Consider the following 20079-nt stretch of genomic DNA (forward strand, 5'->3'; position numbering starts at 1 on the left):
GCGCGAAGCCTGCAGGCGCACAAACTCCTCGTCAGCAGGCCGAGCGCAGGGGGTGTGTACCGCATAGATGCGCCGGCCCCGGAGCGGCCCCGGATGCCGGGGTGTGTTTCTTTGCTTACTCTTCTTTGCACAAGCCAAGAGAGACGAAGCGAAGCGGAGTAGCAGCCGCAGGCTGGCCCGAATGGTGAGCGTAGCGAGTCAAGTGACTCGCCCAGCAGGGCGAAACCGTGCAGTCGGGCAGCCTCAGCAATAAGCTCGCGCACGAAAGCTTTCATCCCCAATGCTCACTTCACAGGCTTGCGATTGCGTGCATAAAGCGACTTACCACCAGTGGCTGTAGTGCCTCGCTCCTGCAATTCAAAACGGCCGTTTTGCGCCTTAATCAGGTCACTCAGCTTCTTGTGCCCATATAGGCGTGAGTCGAAGTCCGAGCGCAGCTTGCTGATATTCATCCCCAGTGCGCCCAGGTGACACCAGCCATCCTCATCCGAGTTGTCGTCGATCACCTTGGCGATAAAGTCCACCGGCACTTTCTGTGGCTTCACTTTGACCGGTGCAGGCGGCGCTGCAGGTTTGGCGTCCGGCGCCACGGCGGCCTGCGGTGCTACCGCCGGAGCACTGGCGGCAGCCTCTACTTCGGCCGGCTCGGCATCGCTGCGCAGCAGCTCTGTGTAGATGAACTTGTCGCACGCTGACACGAACGGCTTAGGTGTCTTCTGCTCGCCAAAGCCGATTACCTCCAGCCCTTCCTCGCGCAGGCGTGCAGCCAGGCGTGTGAAGTCGCTATCGCTGGACACCAGGCAGAAACCATCGAAGCGCCGGGTGTAGAGCAGATCCATGGCATCGATGATCAGCGAACTGTCGGTGGCGTTCTTGCCGGTGGTGTAGGCAAACTGCTGCATCGGTTGAATCGAATGTTCCAGCAGCACCTTCTTCCAACCGCCCAGCTGCGGGCCAGTCCAGTCGCCATAAATACGTTTGACGCTGGCTATACCGAACTTGGCGATTTCTTCGAACAACCCTTCGACAATTGCGGCGGAGGCATTGTCGGCATCGATCAGCACTGCAAGGTGCTTCTGCTGGCGGGGTGGGGTGGGCTTGCTGGCCATGGATCATCCTTGATTGCGCGATGTCCAGACCATACTGCGAACGGTTGGCCCAGCGCCATAGTTGATAACCCGGTCAGCTCGCCGGGCCACACTGCACGGCAAACCGTGCATCATGCCCAGTCAGCTAACGGCCAAGGACTCCCATGCTCACCTTCGACTGGCTCCGCCACCACCCCCAGCACTGCGCCCAATTGGCCGAGTGGCTGTACCGGCAATTCCCCTACGAATTCAGCGAACAGTCGCTGGCCGACTGGCAGGCCGAGTTCGCCGCTGGCCAGCACAATGGTGACTGGGCGATGCGCATCGCCCTGCAGGACTGCCAGCCGCTCGGCTGCGCCGGCCTGGCCCGTGACGACCTGGCCTTGCGCCCGGAACTCGGCCCCTGGCTGGCCTGCGTCTATGTGCTGCCACAGGCGCGGGGCCAGGGGCTGGCCGAGCGACTGATCGAAGATGTCTGCACGGCTGCCCGCGAGCAGGGCCACGAGCGCCTGTACCTGCATACGCAGGATCGCGCCGACTACTACGCCCGGCGTGGCTGGACTCTGCTGGAGCATTTTCAGGCCTGGGGCGCTACCCAGCACCTGCTGACGCGCGAGTTGTAGCGGCAGAAATAACAAGCCCCGCACGGGGCGGGGCTTGTCGGTTACCAGCGGTAGTAGCCGCCGCCATGGCCGCGACCGTGGCCGTGGCGATGGTGGTGACGGTCATCGTAGTAGCGGTATCCCGGTACCACCACCGTATAGGGGCGGTAGTACACCGGTCGTGGAGCGTAATAGACCGGGCGGGGTTCGTAGTACACCGGTGGTGGTGGGTAGTAGGCCACCGGAGGCGGAGGGTAGTAGGCGACGGGCGGTGGCGGAGGTGCCACGTACACCGGCCGGGCCTGACTGGCGATTACGCCGCCGACCACGGCACCGATCGCCACACCTGCGGCCACATCGCCGCTATCCGCCGCAACGGCGGGTTGCTGGCCAACCAGTGCCAGGCTGACCACCAGGCCACTGACAAGGGAAAGACGCGACAGCATGTTCGTGCACTCCTCTGAGACCGGAATTGCCCGGTTAACAGTTCGACCGCGCGGTTGCCCATTGTGCTCCCGAGGCAACGTAAAGCCTGTGTAAAAGTGGATACAAAGCGGTGCGATCGGACGTGTGGCACGAGTTGTCGGCTGCTGCGCATTGGTGGGGGCGTTTTATTGCTAGTTTTAAGTTATCAGCCCGTCGCGGATGACTGCCCACGCCATGGAGCTTCTGAGCCGGTTCACCCCTGTTGCCTGGCTGCGCCATGAGGCCATACGGTCTGCTGCATGCCTGACGCTGCTGGGGCTGCTGGCAGGCTGTGCCAGCCGCCAGGATCACGCCGGCATCGTGGCGAACCGCAGCCCGGCTGCGCCTGCCGAGTTCTTCCAGACCCACACCGACCGCATCGCCACCATCGGCATGCGCAACAACCTCAACGCGCTTTACCGACTGATGGACAAGCTCTACCTGCGCAACCCGCGCGAATGGCGCAAGAGCGGCCAGCCCGACCGCCAGGCGGCCGAGCGCCAGGTGCAGATGGCCATCGAGCAGAGCCTGCCGCTGGGTACGCTGGGCGCCCGCACCGATGTGGCGGCACTGAGCTATGCCCTGAGCGCCGACTACCAGGGCGACCGGGTCGGTGCCTTCATCTATGCCCTGGGCAGCATGCTGGTCACCGCCCATGGCGGGCGCACCGAGTTCTACATGACCGACGAGCTGGATCCGCAGTTTATCCACAACGCCGCGCGCAATGTGGAAAGGGCCGCCTGGCTGCTGGCCAGCCGTAACGACCTGCAGGGCAACCCCTGGCTGTTGTCCAACGAGATTTCCGGCGATGGGCGCAACCTCAGCTTCGCCGTGGAGTTCGGCAAGATAGTCGCGCGCCTCGATCTGCTCACCGATGTGCTCGACGAGCGTTACCGGCGCCTGGGCGTCAACTATGCCCAGAGCCTGCTGTTCATGAACTTCCTGCCGGTGCAGTAGGGCGTTTCAGGGCTGCCAGTCTTTCAGGCCGTAGCGGGCCAATATCCGCTGCAAAACCCCGTTCGCGCGTATCTCGCGCATCCCCTCGCTGAACAGCCGGGCGTACTCCTGTGCCTGCGGGTGCCCCGGGCCGATGGCCATGTAGGCCAGCGTGCCGCCGATGCAGCCGGCCTTGCGGATGCCTTCCTGCGGCTGCTGGTGCTGGGTGTAGGCCACCAGGTTTTCCTCCTCGACGAAGGTATCGAAGCGCTTGAGCAGCAGTTGCTTGAGCAGGCGCTCGGTCAGATCGTTGCCGGCGTGCAGCTGGAAGACCTGGCCGTGCTGGCGGATATAGGCATCCAGCTCGGCGCCGTAGGAGTAGCCCTGGATGATTCCGGTGTTGCGCGTGGCCAGGCTCTGCACACCGTGGTAGCGCCAGTCGTCGCTGGCCCGGGTGTAGAAGCAGAAGCGGTTGGAGGACACCGCTTCCTCGGGGTAGACGAAGTCCGGTGCTTCATCGCGCAGGGTCGAGGGCGAGGCGGTGTAGCGGCCGCTGCGCACATCGTTGAGGGCGCGGCTGTAGTTCTCGTTGACCAGGCGCACCGGGATGCCGTGGCGGGCGAAGATGGTGCGGATGATCTCGACGGTGAAGCCTTCCCGTACGCTGCCGGCCGTACAGCTGAACGGACACCAGTAGGCCGGCGAAGCCAGGACGATTTCCTCCCCGGCCCTCGCCAGGCAGGCCGGCAGCAGGGCCAGCGCCAGCGCGAATCGCCACCTCACCATGTTGCCGCCGCTCCCGGAGCTGCATCAGTACCTTGAGCCTAGCAGTGCTGCACCGGCGTTTTGTCGGGGCTGATCCGATTGAACTGCACCCTGCAAAAAGCCCGGCAGGAGCCGGGCTTTTCGTGGCGCGGGGGGGGGGCAGGTTCAGACCTTGCGAACGAACTCCGACTTGAGCTTCATTGCGCCGATGCCGTCGATCTTGCAGTCGATGTCGTGGTCGCCGTCGACCAGGCGGATACCTTTGACCTTGGTGCCGACCTTGACCACCAGGGACGAGCCCTTGACCTTGAGATCCTTGATCACGGTGACGCTGTCGCCGTCCTGCAGCACGTTGCCCACCGAGTCCTTGATCACTTTCTCGCCATCGCCGGCTTCCGCCACGGCGCTGGCCGACCATTCATGGGCGCATTCCGGGCAGACCAGCAGCGCGCCGTCTTCGTAGGTGTATTCGGACTGGCATTGGGGGCAGGGCGGCAGGGTGCTCACGGCGGTTCCTCGGTGGCGGTGCGTGGATAAAGGCGCGCATTGTATAGGGTTTTTGCGTCTTTGCTGGTATTGCCGCTGTCCGGGCGTCGTCTGTGGGTCGAACTCTGGCGGGCCGGAGGCCGTCCCAACCTGTAGCGAAGGGGGGATGGCTCATGTTCTTTGCGGATTTGCGCGACGTGTCCTGGCGGACGACCAGCACGTGCATGGTGACCGAGCTCGTCGACGACGAGCTGCCGACCTATGCCTCGGCGCTGTCTTTTCGCTGTTCAGGGTGTGCTGGCGGGCGTCGGCCAGTTCAGCGTGCCGCTGGCGTTGAAGCGCACGGTGCCGAACAGGCCGTTGGCCAGCTTGCCGTGGAGCCGGTAGGGCAGGTTCTGGCCCTGGCGATAGCCGGACGCAGCCCAGGCCTGGCGTACCAGGGAGAAGGTCGAGACGCTCATGGGAATGCGCACCAGGGCTTCGCCGAAGCGCGGCACCTGCCCGGCCTCGGCGCTGACGCCGCTGGCCAGGGGTTGGCCGTTAATGGCCAGATCAAGTGCCACGCCGTTGTAGTCGAGGTTGTCGTCGTTGGGATTCTGCACCCGTAGCACCACGGCAAAGCGCATTTCCAGGTCCTGTCCGGGCAGCGGCTCGAGGCCGACCAGGTCGATGTGCAGCGGGTCGCGCGGGAACAGGCTGCTGCAGGCTGTGAGGACGAGCAGCAGGCTGGCGAGGAGCAGAAAGCGGAGTAGCTGGGACATCGGGCTGGCCTCTCGGGATTGCCTGCAGAGTAGAGCAGCGGCGGCAGCCGGTCATTGCCTACCTCTGCTTGATCAATCAGCAGTATTGCCAAGTCTGGTTCAGTAACTGAGCGTCAGTTTGCTGTTACTGCTCAGTCCCTGAACATTGAGTTCACCGGTGGTGGCATTCCATGTGAATGGGGCAGCCGTATAGGGATTGTTCAGCTCGGACTGCTGGGCGGAGGAGGCAACATCCTGTCGGGAAACGTTTTCGCTGCGCAGGATAGCCAGCAGCAGGGTGGCGCGGCGGATACCCTCCAGGTCGTAGACCCGCATCAGGTAGTTGGCAAAGCCGTCGTCACCCAGCTCGGCAGCCAGCAGGTTGCCGGTTAGGTTGTAGAGATAGTTGTGCCGTCGCTTGGACTGGAACGTCGGGACGTCTTCGAGGGCTTTGGGCAACTGTTCATAGGGTACGGAGAAGGTTTTCTCGGTGGCGAGCAGGAAGTCCGCATTTTGATTGTTTGACGCTTGCGGCTGTAGGAAAGGCAAGCCCCAGGAATACAACAGGCGCTGCTGTAGTGGTGGGCCACCGTCGCTATGGAATCCGCTGAATTCGCCGTTTTTCATCTGCACGATGAGGCGCGAGCTGAAGCTCTGCTCACCGCTCAGGGTACGGCGCATCGAGCGTTCCTCAGTACTCAGGGGCTCCTGCCAGCAAGCAGGAATGGCGGCTTGCAGTTGTTTGGGCGGTAGCTGTCTGAGCGTCAGGTTGCCCCAGATGAAGTGTCGTTTGATCGCTTGGACGGCAATCATCTTGGGTAGCAGGATATCGGCCTTGGCGAGGGCCATGCGCCAGAAACGCAGATCCGCTTCAAGCAGATGACGGGCCTGCTCTGCATGGCCCAGGCGGCTAGCTAGCCAGGCGCGGGTAAGCAGCAGGCGCTGGCCGCTGAATACGGTTGGGTAGTCGGGAGTCCCCGAGAATATGTCGTAGGGTAATGGGTCGTAGATGTCTGTTCGGGTGAGCAGACCTTGGTAGCGCTCCAGCAGGAAATGTTCGTGTTGCAACCATTCATCAATAACCGGCTCATTGGCTATCAGCAGGGCTCCGCATTCGGAGGAACTGCTTTCGCAGGCATCGAGCAGGTTGCTGAAAGAGGTGGTTCTTGCAGTGAAGGGCGTAGGGCGCTGTTGCTCCAGCTCTAGTAGTTCAGCGCGATTGGGCTGCTGCAGGGCCCAGCGCATCCAGGCAATACGGTTTTGCCCCAGTTTTATGGGCGACTGTCCGGGTGGTGCCGAGAAACCTAGTAGATAGAGCTGGGCATTGTTCTGATCGGCGGGGATCGGGCGCGCATTGTAGGAATCGATGAGCGTCTGAGCCTGAGTGGACACTGGCTCGTCGTGCCAGTTGATGGCTAGCAGGGCGCAATAACTGAGCAGCAATAGGGTGGCGGTGAGTAGGCTGATTCCCAGTAGGGCTCTAGCGAGTTTGCGTCTGTTCGTCATATGTCGTCCTTGGCATGGCTGCAGGATCATATCCATTGCCAGGGGGCTCGCAAGGTTTAGCTGAGCGATCCTGCTGTCGAACTCAATACTGTGGTTGTTCGTATGGTCTGCTCAAGGTCTTGGCATGGCGCAAGCGGTTCAGGGTCAGGGGTAGGCGGCCACCGTGCGGCCTTCGGCTGCAGGCGCTTGATCAGCTCGCGGCGGTAGGCCACCACGTCGGCCACCTCGACGCTACACAGGCGCGTGACTTCCCCGCTGGTGAAGGGGGGAAGGCCATGGGCTGCCTCGCGTGGGTGGCGGTCTGCTCATGCTGGCACGCCCGTGGCGCGCTGCAAGGAGAAATCGCAGGCAAAAAAAGACCCGGCAAAGTGCCGGGTCAATAACCGTGATTAGCCTGATGAGGAGATAATCTGAAGAGTCCGACTGCGTGGCCCCTTGAGCTTATCGGCTGATCTCGCGACCAGTTGCGGTAATAATAACAATTCTCATTTTGTCGTCAATGCCTAGATGAGAATTATTTTCGACTGATTGGCAAAAGCCGGGAAAAACAAACCCCGGCACTGGGCCGGGGTTGTGGGTGAGGCTGGATCGATCAGGCTGGTTCGCGCTGCAGGCGCAGCTGGGTGACTTCCTTGTTGAGCAGGTCGATGCGTCGCGCCATGCTCTCGATCAGGCTGTGGGCGATGCGTGGGTTGCTCTGCATCAGGCTGAGGAATTGATCCTTGGGGATGACCATGACGGTGCAGGGCTCGCTGGCGATCACCGTGGCGCTGCGCTTCTCGCGGGTGAACACGGCCATGGCGCCGAAGATCTCGTCCTTCTGCACGTCGCCGACCTTCTGCCCGTCGACATGCGCCTCGGCGTGGCCTTCGATGATGACGAACACGTGGTCGGCGTCATCGCCCTGGTGGATCAGTTCTTCGCCGGCGGCAAAATGCTGGAAGCCGGTGGCCGGACGGATTTCCGGCTGCTTGAGGCGGGCCAGGGCGTCGGACAGCAGGGCGGTATGGCCGATCAGGTACTGGATGAACAGTTCCTGGCGCTGCTCGCTGCCGTAGATGTGCTTGAACACGTCGCTGCGATTGAAGGGGTTCAGGGTCAGCGGCTCTTCGCTGCTGTAGCGGCAGCTCGGCAGATCGATGCCCTGACGCAGGCCGACCAGGTCGCCTTCCTGCAGATAGAACAGCGGGCGCTCGTCGACCAGGGCGTGCAGCAGGCCGCTCTCGATGATGTACAACTGGTTGCCCGGCAGGATCTTCGCCAGATCCTCGACCTGTTCCAGGCGCAGCGGCGGGCCGCTTGGCTGCAGGCCGTCGAGCAGCTGCGCGGGCAGGCTCTGCAGGCGCTGGATCAGTTGGTCGGCGTAGGCCGGTTGCTCCCCGAGTAGGTACATGTCAGTAATTCCTTGAGCTGGCTGGGCGGACGATAAGCCACGCGCGACCCTGCAACAATAAGGGGCGCCGAAATACAGGTAAATCCCGGCGCTTGGAGGTTGTGAGCTAGCTCTTGTTGCTCAGCCCCAGGGCGTCGACCTGACCGTTCAGTTCTGCCTTGTGCGCCGGCGGCAGCTGGTTCCAGTGGACATCGAGCAGGGCGCCCTCGATGGCATAGAGCAGCACCTTGGACGCGCGGAACCCGCGGGCACGCACGGCGCGGTAGGCGTCCACCGCGCCCAGGCGGCGCAGGTCGGTGGCGTTGTGGATACCCACCGCATGCAGCCACTGCGCGGAGGTTTTACCCAGGTTTTTCAGGTGCTGTAGTTCATCGTTCATTGCGCCTCCATGCATTGCTGCGCAGCTACTGATGAGGCTGTAGGGGAATGCCTGCGAGAAAGTGTAGCGGCCGGCGTACAAAACGCCGCAGCTGCCGGTCGCCTCGGGGCGGCTCCAGAGCGGGCAAGCCAGCCAGGCAGTGCCATCGAGTAGTGCGGGCGGACGCTGGCGCAGGCACCGGTGTGGTGGTCGAGCAGGCGGGTGATGTCACTCATGCGGGCAGGGTCAGCGGGTGCGGTAGCGCAGGCGGGTGCCGAAATTGACCGACATGAGGATTTCATCGGCACTCAGCTCGACCGGGAAGTAGGCTCCGGAGATCTGCGCGTGGGCAATGCTGGCGCCTTCCAGGCTGGCGTTGCGCAGATCCAGGCCACGCAGGTCGGCGCCGCGGAAGTAGGCGTCGGTGAAGTCGATGTCCTGGGCATCCAGCAAGCGCAGGTCGAGGCCGCGGAAGTCACCGCCGCGCAGGTCGACGCTGGCGCCCTTGGGTTTCTGGGCGTTGAAGTCCTTGACCTTCTCGTTGTGCAGCAGGCGATACAGGGGGGTGTCGAGCTGGCGGGGCTGGCTCATGGGGGGCCTCCATTCAGAACCTGCCAGCAGTATAGATGGCAGGTTCCGAATGGGGCGTTGCGGCTCAGAGCCCCGGCAGGCGCTGGCGGATACGCTCGATCAGGCTGTCCAGGCTGGCAGCCAGGTGAGTGTCGACGCGCTTGCTGTGGGCCAGTTCGTCGTCGCTGAGGGCTTCACGCTTGGCCTGCTGGGCCTCGATCACTTCGAGGGTGGCATCGGACGGGTCGTTGCCTTCGGCCTGGCGCTGTTGCAGCCAGCCGGCGATCACTTCCTGCGGCGCCTGGCAGTCGAGGATCAGGAATGGCGCGCCGTTCTGTTCGGCGACTTGCCAGGCCTCGGCACGCTGCGCCTGCTTCAGGTAGGCGGCGTCCAGCACCACTGGGAAGCCGGCGTGCAGGGCGCCTTCGGCCAACTGGTGCAGACGCTGGTAGGTTTCCTGGGTAGCCTGCGGGCTGTAGATACCACCGTACAGGGCGCCCTTGGCGCTATCGGCCTGCTCGCCGAACAGGCGCTTGCGCTCCACGTCCGAGCGCAGGCGGATGGCGCCGAGGGACTCGACCAGGCGCAGGGCCACGTGGCTCTTGCCAACGGCCGAGACGCCGGTGGTGATGGCCAGGAACGGCGAGGGAATAGCGCTGTAGCTTTCTGCCAGGTTGGCGTAGTTGCGGTACTGGCGCAGGGTGGCTGCGCGTTGCTGTTCATCGGTCTGGTGGCCCAGGCTGAACAGGGCGACCTTGGCGCGTACCAGGGCGCGGTGGGACTTGTAGAGATTGAGCAGCTCCAGCGCCGCATAGTCGCCGCTGCGTTCCAGCCAGGCACTGACGAAGCGCTGTGACAGCGCCTTGAGGCCGCGGTCTTCCAAGTCCATGGCGAGGAAGGCGGCATCCAGTGCGATGTCGATCAGGCGGAACTCTTCGTTGAATTCGATGCAGTCGAACAGCACCACGGCGCCGTCAAGCAGGGTGGCGTTGCCCAGGTGGATGTCGCCGTGGCACTCGCGGATGGCGCCGGCTGCCGCGCGCTGGGCCAGCAGCGGCTCCAGGCGGCTAATACTGGCCTCCACCCAGGCTTCCAGGGCTTCCAGCTGGCGCAGGTCGGCGGCGTCGGACAGCAGCGGGCGGATCTGCACGAAGTTCTGCCGCATCGGCGCGACGATGGCGCTCGGTGCGCACAGCGGGTGGCTGGCGTCCACGGCCGGGGTGCGGCTGTGGAAGTCGGCGATCTGTTCGGCCAGGGCGTCGATGTGCGCCTCTGTCAGTTCGCCGCGGGCCTGCACGGCGCTGAGCAGCTGGCTCTGGGGGAACTGGCGCATCTTCAGTACGTATTCGATGGCCGGGCCGTCGCCGCCCAGTTGCGGGGCGTTCTCGTTGCCAGTGACTGGCAGCACGTCGAGGTACAGGCCATCGGTGAGGCGCTGGTTGAGGCGCAGCTCCTCGCCGCAGAAGTGCTGGCGCTTGGCGAGATCGGTGAAGTCGAGGAAGCCGAAGTTCACCGGCTTCTTGATCTTGTAGGCAAAGGGGCCGGTGAGCAGCACCCAGGAGATATGCGTTTCGATGACCTGGAAAGCCTCCACCGGATGCGGATAGAGGGCCGGGTTCTGCAGCGCGGCGATCAGGGCTTGGCTCACGGTCTTTCCTTGCTTGGCTCGTCGATAAGAGGCGGCATTATGGCCGCTGTGAGGCGCTCTGCAAACCGCCGGAGTGCGCCTGTTGGGCCTAGGCAAAGTGCGTATAATGCGCCGCCATGACTCGTTCCCGTACCCCGCGCAAAAGCGCCAAGCGCCGTTCCGGCAAGTCCCGCCCCTGGTTGGGTTGGGTTCTCAAACTCTCTCTGGTTGGCCTGGTTATCCTGGCCGGCTTCGCCGTGTACCTGGATGCCGTGGTGCAGGAGAAATTCTCCGGCAAGCGCTGGACGGTGCCGGCCAAGGTCTACGCGCGGCCGCTGGAGCTGTTCGAAGGCCAGAAGCTGAGTAAGCAGGACTTCCTTACCGAACTGGACGCCCTCGGCTATCGCCGTGAAGGCGCCGCCAATGGCCCGGGCGCGGCGGCGGTGAACGGCAACCAGATCGATCTGTTCACCCGCGGCTTCCAGTTCTATGAGGGCAACGAGCCATCGCAGCGCGTGCGCGTACGTTTCTCTGGTGATTACGTGGCCGGCCTGATGCAGGCCAATGGCAGCAAACTGGCGGTCGCCCGCCTGGAGCCGCTGCTGGTCGGTGGCCTGTACCCGGCGCACCACGAAGACCGCATCCTGATCAAACTGGAACAGGTGCCGCCGTACCTGGTGGAGACTCTGGTGGCGGTGGAGGATCGCGAGTTCTTCCATCACTTCGGCGTCTCGCCCAAGGGCATTGCCCGCGCCGTGTGGATCAACGCCACGGCCGGCCAGCTGCGCCAGGGCGGCAGTACCCTGACTCAGCAGTTGGTGAAGAACTTCTACCTGACCAACGAGCGCAGTCTCACCCGCAAGGCCACCGAGGCCATGATGGCGGTGCTGCTGGAGCTACATTACGACAAGAAGGAAATCCTCGAGGCCTACCTCAACGAGGTATTCCTCGGCCAGGACGGCCAGCGCGCCGTGCACGGCTTCGGTCTGGCCAGCCAGTACTTCTTCAGCCAGCCGCTGAGCGAGCTCAAGCTCGACCAGGTGGCGCTGCTGGTCGGCATGGTCAAGGGGCCGACCTTCTACAACCCGCGGCGCTTCCCCGAGCGCGCCCTGGAGCGGCGCAACCTGGTACTCGACCTGCTGGTACAGCAGGGCGTGGTGCCCGCTGCCGACGCCGAAGCGGCCAAGAGCAAGCCGCTGGGCGTGACCAAGCGCGGCAGCCTGGCAGACAGCTCCTTCCCGGCCTTCCTCGACCTGGTCAAGCGCCAGCTGCGCGACGACTACCGCGAGGAAGACCTGACCGAAGAAGGCCTGCGCATCTTCACTAGCTTCGACCCGATCCTGCAGCTCAAGGCCGAGGCGTCCCTGGCGGATACCCTCAAGCGCCTGGGTGGGCGCAAGGGCGTCGATGAAGTGGAAGCGGCGATGGTGGTGACCAACCCGGAAACCGGTGAGGTGCAGGCCATGCTCGGCAGTCGCCAGCCGCGCTTCGCCGGTTTCAACCGGGTGCTGGATGCCAGCCGGCCGATCGGCTCGCTGATCAAGCCGGCGGTCTACCTGACGGCGCTGGAGCGCCCCAGTCAGTACACCCTGACCAGTTGGCTGGCCGACGAGCCGTTCTCGGTAAAAGGCCAGGACGGCCAGGTCTGGCGTCCGCAGAACTATGACCACAAGGCTCACGGCACCATTTACCTGTACCAGGGCCTGGCCAACTCCTACAACCTGTCGACTGCCAAGCTCGGTCTGGAACTGGGCGTGCCCAATGTACTCAAAACTCTTGAGCGCCTGGGCGTCAATCGCGAGTGGCCGGCTTATCCATCGATGCTGCTGGGGGCCGGTTCGCTGAGTCCGATGGAAGTGGCGACCATGTACCAGACCCTGGCCAATGGCGGTTTCAACACCCCGCTGCGCGGTATCCGCAGTGTGCTGACCGCCGAGGGCGAGCCGCTCAAGCGTTATCCGTTCCAGATCCAGCAGCGCTTCGACCCGGGCGCCATCTACCTGGTGCAGAACGCCATGCAGCGGGTGATGCGTGAAGGCACCGGGCGCTCGGTCTACAGCCAGTTGCCGTCGTCGCTGACCCTGGCCGGCAAGACCGGTACCAGTAACGACTCGCGCGACAGCTGGTTCGCCGGTTTCAGCCAGGATCTGCTGGCAGTGGTGTGGTTGGGCCGCGACGACAACGGCAAGACGCCGCTGACCGGTGCCACCGGTGCACTGCAGGTGTGGACGAGTTTCATGGTCAAGGCCGATCCGCTGCCGCTGGACATGCCGCTGCCGGATAACGTGGTGCAGGCCTGGGTCGATGCCAGCAACGGCCAGGGCTCGGCGGCGGGTTGTCCGAATGCCGTGCAGATGCCGTATATTCGCGGCAGTGAGCCGGCCCAGGGGCAGCCTTGCGGTGGTGTTGGGACTCCGGCGGGTGAAGTGATGGACTGGGTGCGTGGCTGGCTTAATTGAATTCGCGTCGAGTGAGGAAGTACATGGCTAAGTGGTGGATTGGCGCGGTAGTGGCAGCGTCCGTGTTGAGTGGTTGCGCCAGTGTGCCGCGCGGTTCGATTCCGGTGCAGGACTCCAGCGGCCAACTGATGACCGATGAGCAGGCGGCGGCCGATGGCTATGGTCGCGGCACTGCTCGTGCGCCTGTTCAGTCGCAGGCGCAAAGCATTCCTGCCGATTCCGGCGTGGTGGTGATGGTGCCGGGTGGAGTTTCCTCCGCGCCGATCCAGACCTACCCGGATGGCAGCAGCTCGATGCCGTCTTCGATCAGCTCCGCCCCGCTGAGCACCGGGCCGATTTCCAGCGCCGGCAGCTATTCGCCCAGCATGCCGAGCATGCCCAGCGGGATTCCTTCCGGCGGCAGCCTGGCTGCGGATGAGCAGCTGGATGGCCCAGTGCTGTCGCTGCTGACCACGGCCCAGCAACAGCAGAGCAGTGGCGACCTGAACGGCGCCTCTTCCAGCCTGGAGCGTGCCCAGCGCATTGCTCCGCGCGAGCCGCAAGTGCTCTACCGCCTGGCCGAAGTGCGCCTGGCTCAGGGCGATGCGGCTCAGGCCGAGCAACTGGCGCGCCGTGGCCTGACCTATGCCAGCGGCCGTCCGGCGCTGCAGGCCGGGTTGTGGAATCTGATCGGCCAGGCCCGTGAGCGCCAGGGCGATCCGTCCGGCGCTGCACAGGCGCGCGAACGGGCGCGGGTCAACCTCTGATGAGTCCGCGTATCGCGGCGCTGGCCGATCAGTTGCTGCTGATCGAGCGTGAGCTGCGTTTGCTGGGGCTGTGGTCGCCGCAGGCGCCGGCGGCCGAGGCGCTGGCCAGTCGGGAACCTTTCTGCGTCGACACCCTGCCGTTCGAGGCCTGGTTGCAGTGGCTACTGCTGCCGCGGATGAAAAGCCTGCTGGAGAGTGGTGGGTCACTGCCTACAGCTTCGGGACTGCTGCCGATGGCGGAGGAGGTCTACAAGGGGCGGCTAGGAGAGGTGCGGGCCTTGCTGGCGGCCCTGGGGGAATTCGATCGGTTGATCGGGAGCGCCTGAGGCGCTCCGGCTTGCCAGGAAGTTACTGGCAGTTTTCCTTGATGGCAGCTTCGCTCTTGCTCATGCGTTCCTGGCGCTCTTCTTCCGTCAGGCGGCGGGTTTCGTCGCCATCCTTGACGCGTACGCGCGGGTTCGCCTTCATCTGCGCAAGATCCTTGCGTACGCGCTCGCAGTAGCTATCCATTTCTTTCTGGCGCTTGGCTGCGTCCTGCCTGGCTTCCTGGTCAAGCGCTTCCTGTTTGGCGTCCGTCTCCGGAATATCCAGCTTGGGGGCGGCGATCTTGGGCTGGGTGATGTTGGGGTTCACCTCGGCGGCCTGTTGTCCTTCCGGCGGCTGCGCCCCGAAATGTGTGTTGCCTTCAGCATCCACCCATTTGTAGATCTGGCCGGCCATGGCGCTGGCGCTCAGGGCGAGCAGCAGGCTGCCCGTGAGAATCATGCGATGCATGCTGTTTCCTTTTTTATGGCTGTGGAACCTGGTGGTTACTATAACCAAAACCGACGAAACGTCATCCTGCGCCATGTCACAGCTGCTGGTGGAAGATTCCTGAGTCTGTGGCTTGACTTGCCGTACATTAATCAGAACAATCCAACGTCCGCTGTAGTGGGGTCCGCCGCAAGTGTCCCCCAGCTCAGTGGAAAAAGGCGCTACCCGTGCCGACCCCCGTTACACCCGCAACGCGTTACCTCGCGCTGGGAAGGAAAGGCTCCGCAAGATTGGGCCGTTCCGCTACTCGTCAGGCAGACCCCTGCATTACCCGTGACCACAGTCGCGCTTGTCTGCTGACCGGTAAGACCTACTCAAAGGACCACTCGTTGACGGGTGGTAATCTGGCGTTCTAGAGGTGAACAACGTGGAGCTTTTATCCGGCGCTGAAATGGTCGTCCGCTCGCTGCGTGACGAAGGCGTGAAGTACATTTATGGGTACCCGGGCGGTGCCCTCCTGCACATCTATGATGCTCTGTTCAAAGAGCCGGAAGTGACCCACATCCTGGTGCGTCACGAGCAGGCCGCTACCCACATGGCTGACGGCTATGCCCGAGCCACCGGCAAGGCCGGCGTGGTACTGGTGACTTCCGGTCCGGGGGCGACCAACGCCGTTACCGGTATCGCTACCGCTTACATGGACTCGATCCCGATGGTCGTCATTTCCGGTCAGGTGCCCAGCACCGTGGTCGGTACCGACGCCTTCCAGGAAACCGACATGGTCGGTATCTCGCGCCCGATCGTGAAGCACAGCTTCATCATCAAGCATCCTTCGGAAATCCCCGAAGTGATCAAGAAAGCCTTCTATCTCGCCCAGTCCGGCCGTCCCGGCCCGGTGGTTGTGGATATTCCGAAGGACATGGGCGATCCGTCGCAGAAGTTCGAATACAGCTACCCGAAGAAGGTCAAGCTGCGCTCCTACAGCCCGGCTACCCGTGGTCATTCCGGGCAGATCCGCAAGGCCGCCGAGATGCTCCTGGCCGCCAAGCGCCCGATGCTGTACTCCGGTGGCGGCGTGGTCATGGGGGGCGCTTCCGAGCCGCTCACCGAGCTGGCCAAGATGCTCAATATTCCGGTGACCAATACCCTGATGGGCCTCGGCGCCTATCCGGGTAACGATCGCCAGTTCGTCGGCATGCTCGGCATGCATGGCAGCTACACCGCCAACCTGGCTATGCACCACGCTGACGTGATCCTGGCCGTCGGTGCGCGTTTCGATGATCGGGTGATCAACGGTGAAACCGCAGCCAAGTTCTGCCCGAACGCCAAGATCATCCACATCGACATCGACCCGGCTTCGATCTCCAAGACCGTCAAGGCCGACATCCCGATCGTTGGTCCAGTGGACAGCGTGCTGACCGAGATGGTCGCCATCCTCAAGGAAATTGGCGAGACCCCGAACAAGGAAACCGTCGCCAGTTGGTGGAAACAGATCGATGAGTGGCGTGGTGGTGGTCGCCTGTTCCCCTACAACGAGGGTGACGGCAGCATCATCAAGCCGCAGACCGTGATCGAAACCCTCAGCGAAGTGACCAAGGGCGATGCCTTCGTCAGCTCCGACGTGGGTCAGCACCAGATGTTCGCGGCGCAGTACTACCGCTTCAACAAGCCGAACCGTTGGATCAATTCCGGTGGCCTGGGCACCATGGGCTTCGGTCTGCCGGCAGCGATGGGCGTCAAGCTGAACTTCCCGGAGGCCGACGTGGCCTGCGTCACCGGCGAAGGCAGTATCCAGATGAACATCCAGGAGCTGTCGACCTGCCTGCAGTACGACCTGCCGGTGAAGATCATCAACCTGAACAACGGTGCCCTCGGCATGGTTCGCCAGTGGCAGGACATGCAGTACAACAGCCGTTACTCGCACTCCTACATGGAATCGCTGCCTGACTTCGTCAAGCTGGCCGAGGCCTATGGTCATGTGGGCATGCGCATCACCGACCTGAAAGACCTCAAGCCGATGATGGAAGAGGCTTTCGCCATGAAGAACCGCCTGGTGTTCCTCGACATTGCCGTGGATACCAGCGAGCACGTGTACCCGATGCAGATTCGCGGCGGTGCCATGCGTGACATGTGGCTGAGCAAGACGGAGCGGACCTGAACATGCGCCATATCATCTCCCTGTTGCTGGAAAACGAACCGGGCGCCCTGTCGCGTGTGGTTGGCCTGTTCTCCCAGCGCAACTACAACATCGAAAGCCTGACCGTGGCGCCGACCGAAGACCCCACCCTGTCGCGTCTGACGCTGACCACCGTAGGGCATGACGATGTGATCGAGCAGATCACCAAGAACCTCAACAAGCTGATCGAAGTGGTCAAGCTGGTGAACCTGTCGGAAAGCGCCCACATCGAGCGCGAACTGATGCTGGTGAAAGTGAAGGCCACCGGCGCCCAGCGCGCCGAGGTCAAGCGCACCACCGACATCTTCCGCGGGCAGATCGTCGACGTCACCAGCAGTGTCTACACCATTCAGCTGGCTGGTACGAGCGACAAGCTGGACAGCTTCATCCAGGCCATCGGCACCGCGTCGATCCTGGAGACCGTGCGCAGTGGTGTCACCGGTATTGCGCGTGGCGACAAGGTCTTGAGCATCTGATCGTCATGGTTGAAGAAAGCCCCGCCTAGTGCGGGGCTTTTTATTTCTGGCGATTCCAGAAGGCGGCGATCAGCGGATCCTTGAGGCGTTTCTGCAGGGCAAACAGGCCGATGTCGTAAGCGGTCAGTGGCGGCTGGATGTCATAGATGCGGATGCGCGCGGTCAGCGGGCTGTTGTCCAGCACGATCTGTGGCACCACGCCGATACCGAACCCCAGGCTCACCATGCTGACGATGGCTTCGTTGCCGCTCACCTGGGCATAGATGCGCGGTTTGATGTTATGGCTCTTCAGCCAGCGGTCGGTGCGCGTCCGTGCCAGCCCCTCTTCTGAAAGGATCATCGGTACGTCCCGCCAGTTCTCTGCGCTGGGGTGCTTCAACTGTTCGTCGCTGAGCAGCTGCGATGACTGCGGGCCGATGAAGCGTAGCTCGGAGCGGGCAATGGGTTGAAACTCGATGTCGGCAGGCAGGTTGTCCGGGCGCGCGCCGATGGCCAGGTCTTCCAGTTCCTGTTGTACGCGTTCGACGGCCTTGGCTGGGTCGCCGGTGTGCAGCTTCATTTCGATGCGCGGGTAGTTCTGCCGGAAGCTGCTGAGGATGTCATACAGAAAGCTGTAGCTGGCCGTGACTGAGCAATATAGGGAGAGCTCGCCGTGCAGGATCAACTGATCTTGCTTGAAGGTCTGGCGAATGGCCTGCCAGCCATTCATGACCTCCTGGGCATACTCGCGAAACTGCTGGCCCTCGCGGGTCAGCCGAACCGAGCGGTTGTCGCGCAGGAATAGAGAGGCGCCGAGCTCATCCTCGAGCTGCTTGATGCTACGGCTGAGTGCCGAGGGGCTGACATGCTGTTCGCGGCTGGTTTTGCCGAAGTGCAGGTTGTCTGCCAAAGAAAGAAAAAGCCTGAGCGCGTGGCTATCCATAATCGTTTCATATATCGGCACGTTGTATTGCAAATATATCATTTTACGCAATAGAGTGAATCGCTTAAGGTGCCTCCGTAGCGGTGCTGTGCACCCCACCCCATTCGATCCAGAAGAGCCAAGAACATGAAAGTTTATTACGACAAAGACTGCGATCTCTCCATCATCCAGGGCAAGAAAGTCGCCGTTATCGGTTACGGTTCCCAGGGCCACGCTCAGGCGTGCAACCTGAAGGACTCCGGTGTTGACGTCACCATCGGTCTGCGCAAGGGTTCCGCTACCGTTGCCAAGGCTGAAGCCCATGGCCTGAAAGTGACCGACGTGGCCACCGCTGTTGCCAACGCTGACCTGGTCATGATCCTGACCCCGGACGAATTCCAAGGCCGTCTGTACAAGGACGAGATCGAGCCGAACATCAAGAAAGGCGCCACCCTGGCCTTCTCCCACGGCTTCTCGATCCACTACAACCAGGTCGTACCGCGTGCTGACCTCGACGTGATCATGATCGCGCCTAAGGCTCCGGGCCACACCGTGCGCTCCGAGTTCGTCAAAGGCGGCGGCATCCCTGACCTGATCGCCATCTACCAGGACGCTTCCGGCAACGCCAAGAACGTCGCCCTGTCCTACGCCGCTGGCGTCGGTGGCGGCCGTACCGGCATCATCGAAACCACCTTCAAGGACGAGACCGAGACCGACCTGTTCGGCGAGCAGGCTGTTCTCTGCGGCGGTTGCGTCGAGCTGGTCAAAGCCGGTTTCGATACCCTGGTTGAAGCCGGCTACGCGCCGGAAATGGCCTACTTCGAGTGCCTGCACGAGCTGAAGCTGATCGTCGACCTGATGTTCGAAGGCGGCATCGCCAACATGAACTACTCGATCTCCAACAACGCCGAGTACGGCGAGTACGTGACCGGCCCGGAAGTCATCAACGCCGAATCCCGTCAGGCCATGCGCAACGCTCTGAAGCGCATCCAGGACGGCGAATACGCCAAGATGTTCATCTCCGAAGGCGCGGCCAACTACCCGTCGATGACCGCCTACCGCCGCAACAATGCCGCTCACGGCATCGAAGTGGTCGGTGAGAAGCTGCGTGCGATGATGCCGTGGATTTCCGCCAACAAGATCGTCGACAAGACCAAGAACTAAGGTCTTCCGATGTTCAAAAAGACGCGGCTTCGGCCGCGTTTTTTTATGCTCGGCGCGGGCTTCTGGTATAAAGCCATTCGTTTGCATGGAGCTGCTGGCGAACCTCTTCCGGCGGCTTCGGTCGAAATCCATTCCAAATCGCTGCAAGGTGTTGTTCATGAACGAACGTCCCGAGGAATCCGGCTCCGCTCCCGAAGAGGAGAGCCTTCTGCCCATCGATGAGCATGTGGAGGAGGGGCACGATGCGGAAGGGCGCAAGGTGCGCCATCGTGGCATCTATCTGCTGCCCAACCTGTTCACCACGGCAGCGCTGTTCTCCGGCTTCTATGCCATCGTCAACGGCATGAACGGCCAGTTCGACCATGCGGCCATCGCCATCTTTGTGGCCATGGTGCTCGACGGCCTTGATGGCCGTGTCGCTCGCCTGACCAATACCCAGAGTGCCTTCGGTGCCGAGTACGACTCGCTGTCGGATATGGTCGCCTTCGGTGTGGCGCCGGCGCTGGTGGCCTTCGAGTGGGCCCTGGGCAGCCTGGGCAAGGTCGGCTGGATGGTCGCCTTCATCTATGTGGCTGGCGCGGCTCTGCGTCTGGCGCGTTTCAACACCATGGTCGGCAAGGCCGACAAACGCTACTTCATCGGTCTGGCCAGCCCGGCGGCGGCAGCTCTGGTGGCGGGTACCGTGTGGGCATTCAGCGACTTCGGCATCAAGGGCTCGAACATGGCCTTTGTCGTGGCCCTGCTGGTGGCGGCGGCCGGTACCCTGATGGTCAGCAACATCAAATACAACAGCTTCAAGGATCTGGATCTGAAAGGTCGCGTGCCTTTTGTGGCGATCCTTGTCGTGGTGCTGGTGTTCGCCGTGGTG

The 20079-nt window shown here is 62.8% G+C and carries 21 protein-coding genes (1 of these 21 only partly in view); 9 read left to right on the forward strand and 12 right to left on the reverse strand.

Annotation, left to right across the window (positions count from 1 at the left end):
• Window positions 1-284: 284 nt before the first annotated feature.
• On the reverse strand, window positions 285-1109 hold the full coding sequence (locus tag A9179_RS04665) for an NYN domain-containing protein (protein ID WP_187804683.1): 825 nt from the start codon (window positions 1107-1109) through the stop codon (window positions 285-287).
• Between the two features lie 143 nt (window positions 1110-1252).
• Here A9179_RS04665 and A9179_RS04670 point away from each other — a divergent pair, with 143 nt between their 5' ends.
• Complete coding sequence (locus A9179_RS04670) at window positions 1253-1711, forward strand: GNAT family N-acetyltransferase (RefSeq protein WP_187804684.1); 459 nt, start codon at window positions 1253-1255, stop codon at window positions 1709-1711.
• Window positions 1712-1752: 41 nt separating this feature from the next.
• On the opposite strand, the gene A9179_RS04675 is transcribed toward A9179_RS04670, so the two are convergent.
• Complete coding sequence (locus tag A9179_RS04675; RefSeq protein ID WP_223123170.1) at window positions 1753-2136, reverse strand: hypothetical protein; 384 nt, start codon at window positions 2134-2136, stop codon at window positions 1753-1755.
• A gap of 214 nt (window positions 2137-2350) precedes the next feature.
• Between A9179_RS04675 and A9179_RS04680 the strand changes: the two genes are divergently transcribed.
• A complete protein-coding gene (locus A9179_RS04680; RefSeq protein WP_262410527.1) occupies window positions 2351-3112 on the forward strand; it encodes a hypothetical protein in 762 nt (253 codons plus the stop codon).
• Between the two features lie 6 nt (window positions 3113-3118).
• On the opposite strand, the gene A9179_RS04685 is transcribed toward A9179_RS04680, so the two are convergent.
• From A9179_RS04685 to A9179_RS04720, 8 genes are all read right to left on the reverse strand, one after another.
• Window positions 3119-3877: a substrate-binding periplasmic protein gene (locus tag A9179_RS04685; RefSeq protein WP_187804685.1), complete on the reverse strand. Its 759-nt coding sequence runs from the start codon at window positions 3875-3877 to the stop codon at window positions 3119-3121.
• Between the two features lie 144 nt (window positions 3878-4021).
• Window positions 4022-4363 carry a zinc ribbon domain-containing protein YjdM gene (locus A9179_RS04690; RefSeq protein WP_187804686.1) on the reverse strand — a complete coding sequence of 114 codons (342 nt, stop codon included), beginning with the start codon at window positions 4361-4363 and terminating at the stop codon, window positions 4022-4024.
• Between the two features lie 266 nt (window positions 4364-4629).
• Window positions 4630-5103 carry an LEA/WHy family protein gene (locus A9179_RS04695; RefSeq protein ID WP_187804687.1) on the reverse strand — a complete coding sequence of 158 codons (474 nt, stop codon included), beginning with the start codon at window positions 5101-5103 and terminating at the stop codon, window positions 4630-4632.
• 99 nt (window positions 5104-5202) lie between these two features.
• A complete protein-coding gene (locus A9179_RS04700; protein ID WP_187804688.1) occupies window positions 5203-6588 on the reverse strand; it encodes a hypothetical protein in 1386 nt (461 codons plus the stop codon).
• A gap of 592 nt (window positions 6589-7180) precedes the next feature.
• Window positions 7181-7981 carry a cyclic nucleotide-binding domain-containing protein gene (locus tag A9179_RS04705; protein WP_187804689.1) on the reverse strand — a complete coding sequence of 267 codons (801 nt, stop codon included), beginning with the start codon at window positions 7979-7981 and terminating at the stop codon, window positions 7181-7183.
• A gap of 106 nt (window positions 7982-8087) precedes the next feature.
• A complete protein-coding gene (locus A9179_RS04710) occupies window positions 8088-8360 on the reverse strand; it encodes a TfoX/Sxy family protein (RefSeq protein ID WP_187804690.1) in 273 nt (90 codons plus the stop codon).
• A gap of 225 nt (window positions 8361-8585) precedes the next feature.
• Entirely contained in the window at window positions 8586-8930 is a 345-nt protein-coding gene (locus A9179_RS04715; protein ID WP_187804691.1) for a pentapeptide repeat-containing protein, read from the reverse strand.
• A 64-nt stretch (window positions 8931-8994) separates the two neighbouring features.
• The gene (locus A9179_RS04720) at window positions 8995-10557 is read right to left on the reverse strand and encodes a bifunctional aminoglycoside phosphotransferase/ATP-binding protein (RefSeq protein ID WP_187804692.1); all 1563 of its coding nucleotides are present in this window, start codon (window positions 10555-10557) and stop codon (window positions 8995-8997) included.
• Between the two features lie 116 nt (window positions 10558-10673).
• Here A9179_RS04720 and mrcB point away from each other — a divergent pair, with 116 nt between their 5' ends.
• The 3 genes from mrcB to A9179_RS04735 are packed head-to-tail and all read left to right on the forward strand — an operon-like array spanning window position 10674 to window position 14067.
• Complete coding sequence (gene mrcB, locus A9179_RS04725) at window positions 10674-12995, forward strand: penicillin-binding protein 1B (RefSeq protein WP_187804693.1); 2322 nt, start codon at window positions 10674-10676, stop codon at window positions 12993-12995.
• A gap of 23 nt (window positions 12996-13018) precedes the next feature.
• On the forward strand, window positions 13019-13741 hold the full coding sequence (locus tag A9179_RS04730; RefSeq protein ID WP_187804694.1) for a tetratricopeptide repeat protein: 723 nt from the start codon (window positions 13019-13021) through the stop codon (window positions 13739-13741).
• On the forward strand, window positions 13741-14067 hold the full coding sequence (locus A9179_RS04735; protein WP_187804695.1) for a YqcC family protein: 327 nt from the start codon (window positions 13741-13743) through the stop codon (window positions 14065-14067). Before A9179_RS04730 ends, A9179_RS04735 begins: the two co-directional genes overlap by 1 nt.
• Window positions 14068-14089: 22 nt before the next feature.
• On the opposite strand, the gene A9179_RS04740 is transcribed toward A9179_RS04735, so the two are convergent.
• Window positions 14090-14515 carry a DUF4124 domain-containing protein gene (locus tag A9179_RS04740; protein ID WP_187808506.1) on the reverse strand — a complete coding sequence of 142 codons (426 nt, stop codon included), beginning with the start codon at window positions 14513-14515 and terminating at the stop codon, window positions 14090-14092.
• 406 nt (window positions 14516-14921) lie between these two features.
• Between A9179_RS04740 and A9179_RS04745 the strand changes: the two genes are divergently transcribed.
• On the forward strand, window positions 14922-16652 hold the full coding sequence (locus A9179_RS04745) for an acetolactate synthase 3 large subunit (protein ID WP_187804696.1): 1731 nt from the start codon (window positions 14922-14924) through the stop codon (window positions 16650-16652).
• 2 nt (window positions 16653-16654) lie between these two features.
• Window positions 16655-17146, forward strand: a complete 492-nt coding sequence (ilvN, locus tag A9179_RS04750; protein ID WP_076428090.1) for an acetolactate synthase small subunit — start codon at window positions 16655-16657, stop codon at window positions 17144-17146.
• Window positions 17147-17186: 40 nt separating this feature from the next.
• On the opposite strand, the gene ilvY is transcribed toward ilvN, so the two are convergent.
• Window positions 17187-18068 carry an HTH-type transcriptional activator IlvY gene (gene ilvY, locus A9179_RS04755; RefSeq protein ID WP_187804697.1) on the reverse strand — a complete coding sequence of 294 codons (882 nt, stop codon included), beginning with the start codon at window positions 18066-18068 and terminating at the stop codon, window positions 17187-17189.
• A 126-nt stretch (window positions 18069-18194) separates the two neighbouring features.
• On the opposite strand from ilvY, the gene ilvC reads away from it, so the two are divergent.
• Entirely contained in the window at window positions 18195-19211 is a 1017-nt protein-coding gene (gene ilvC / locus A9179_RS04760) for a ketol-acid reductoisomerase (protein WP_187804698.1), read from the forward strand.
• A gap of 157 nt (window positions 19212-19368) precedes the next feature.
• On the forward strand, window positions 19369-20079 hold the 5' portion of the coding sequence (gene pssA, locus A9179_RS04765; RefSeq protein ID WP_187804699.1) for a CDP-diacylglycerol--serine O-phosphatidyltransferase. The gene runs 105 nt beyond the window's last position; only the first 711 of its 816 coding nucleotides appear in the window; its start codon is at window positions 19369-19371; its stop codon lies beyond the right edge, outside the window.

The sequence above is a fragment of the Pseudomonas alcaligenes genome (genome assembly GCF_014490745.1).
In the GTDB taxonomy this organism is placed as follows: domain Bacteria; phylum Pseudomonadota; class Gammaproteobacteria; order Pseudomonadales; family Pseudomonadaceae; genus Aquipseudomonas; species Aquipseudomonas alcaligenes_C.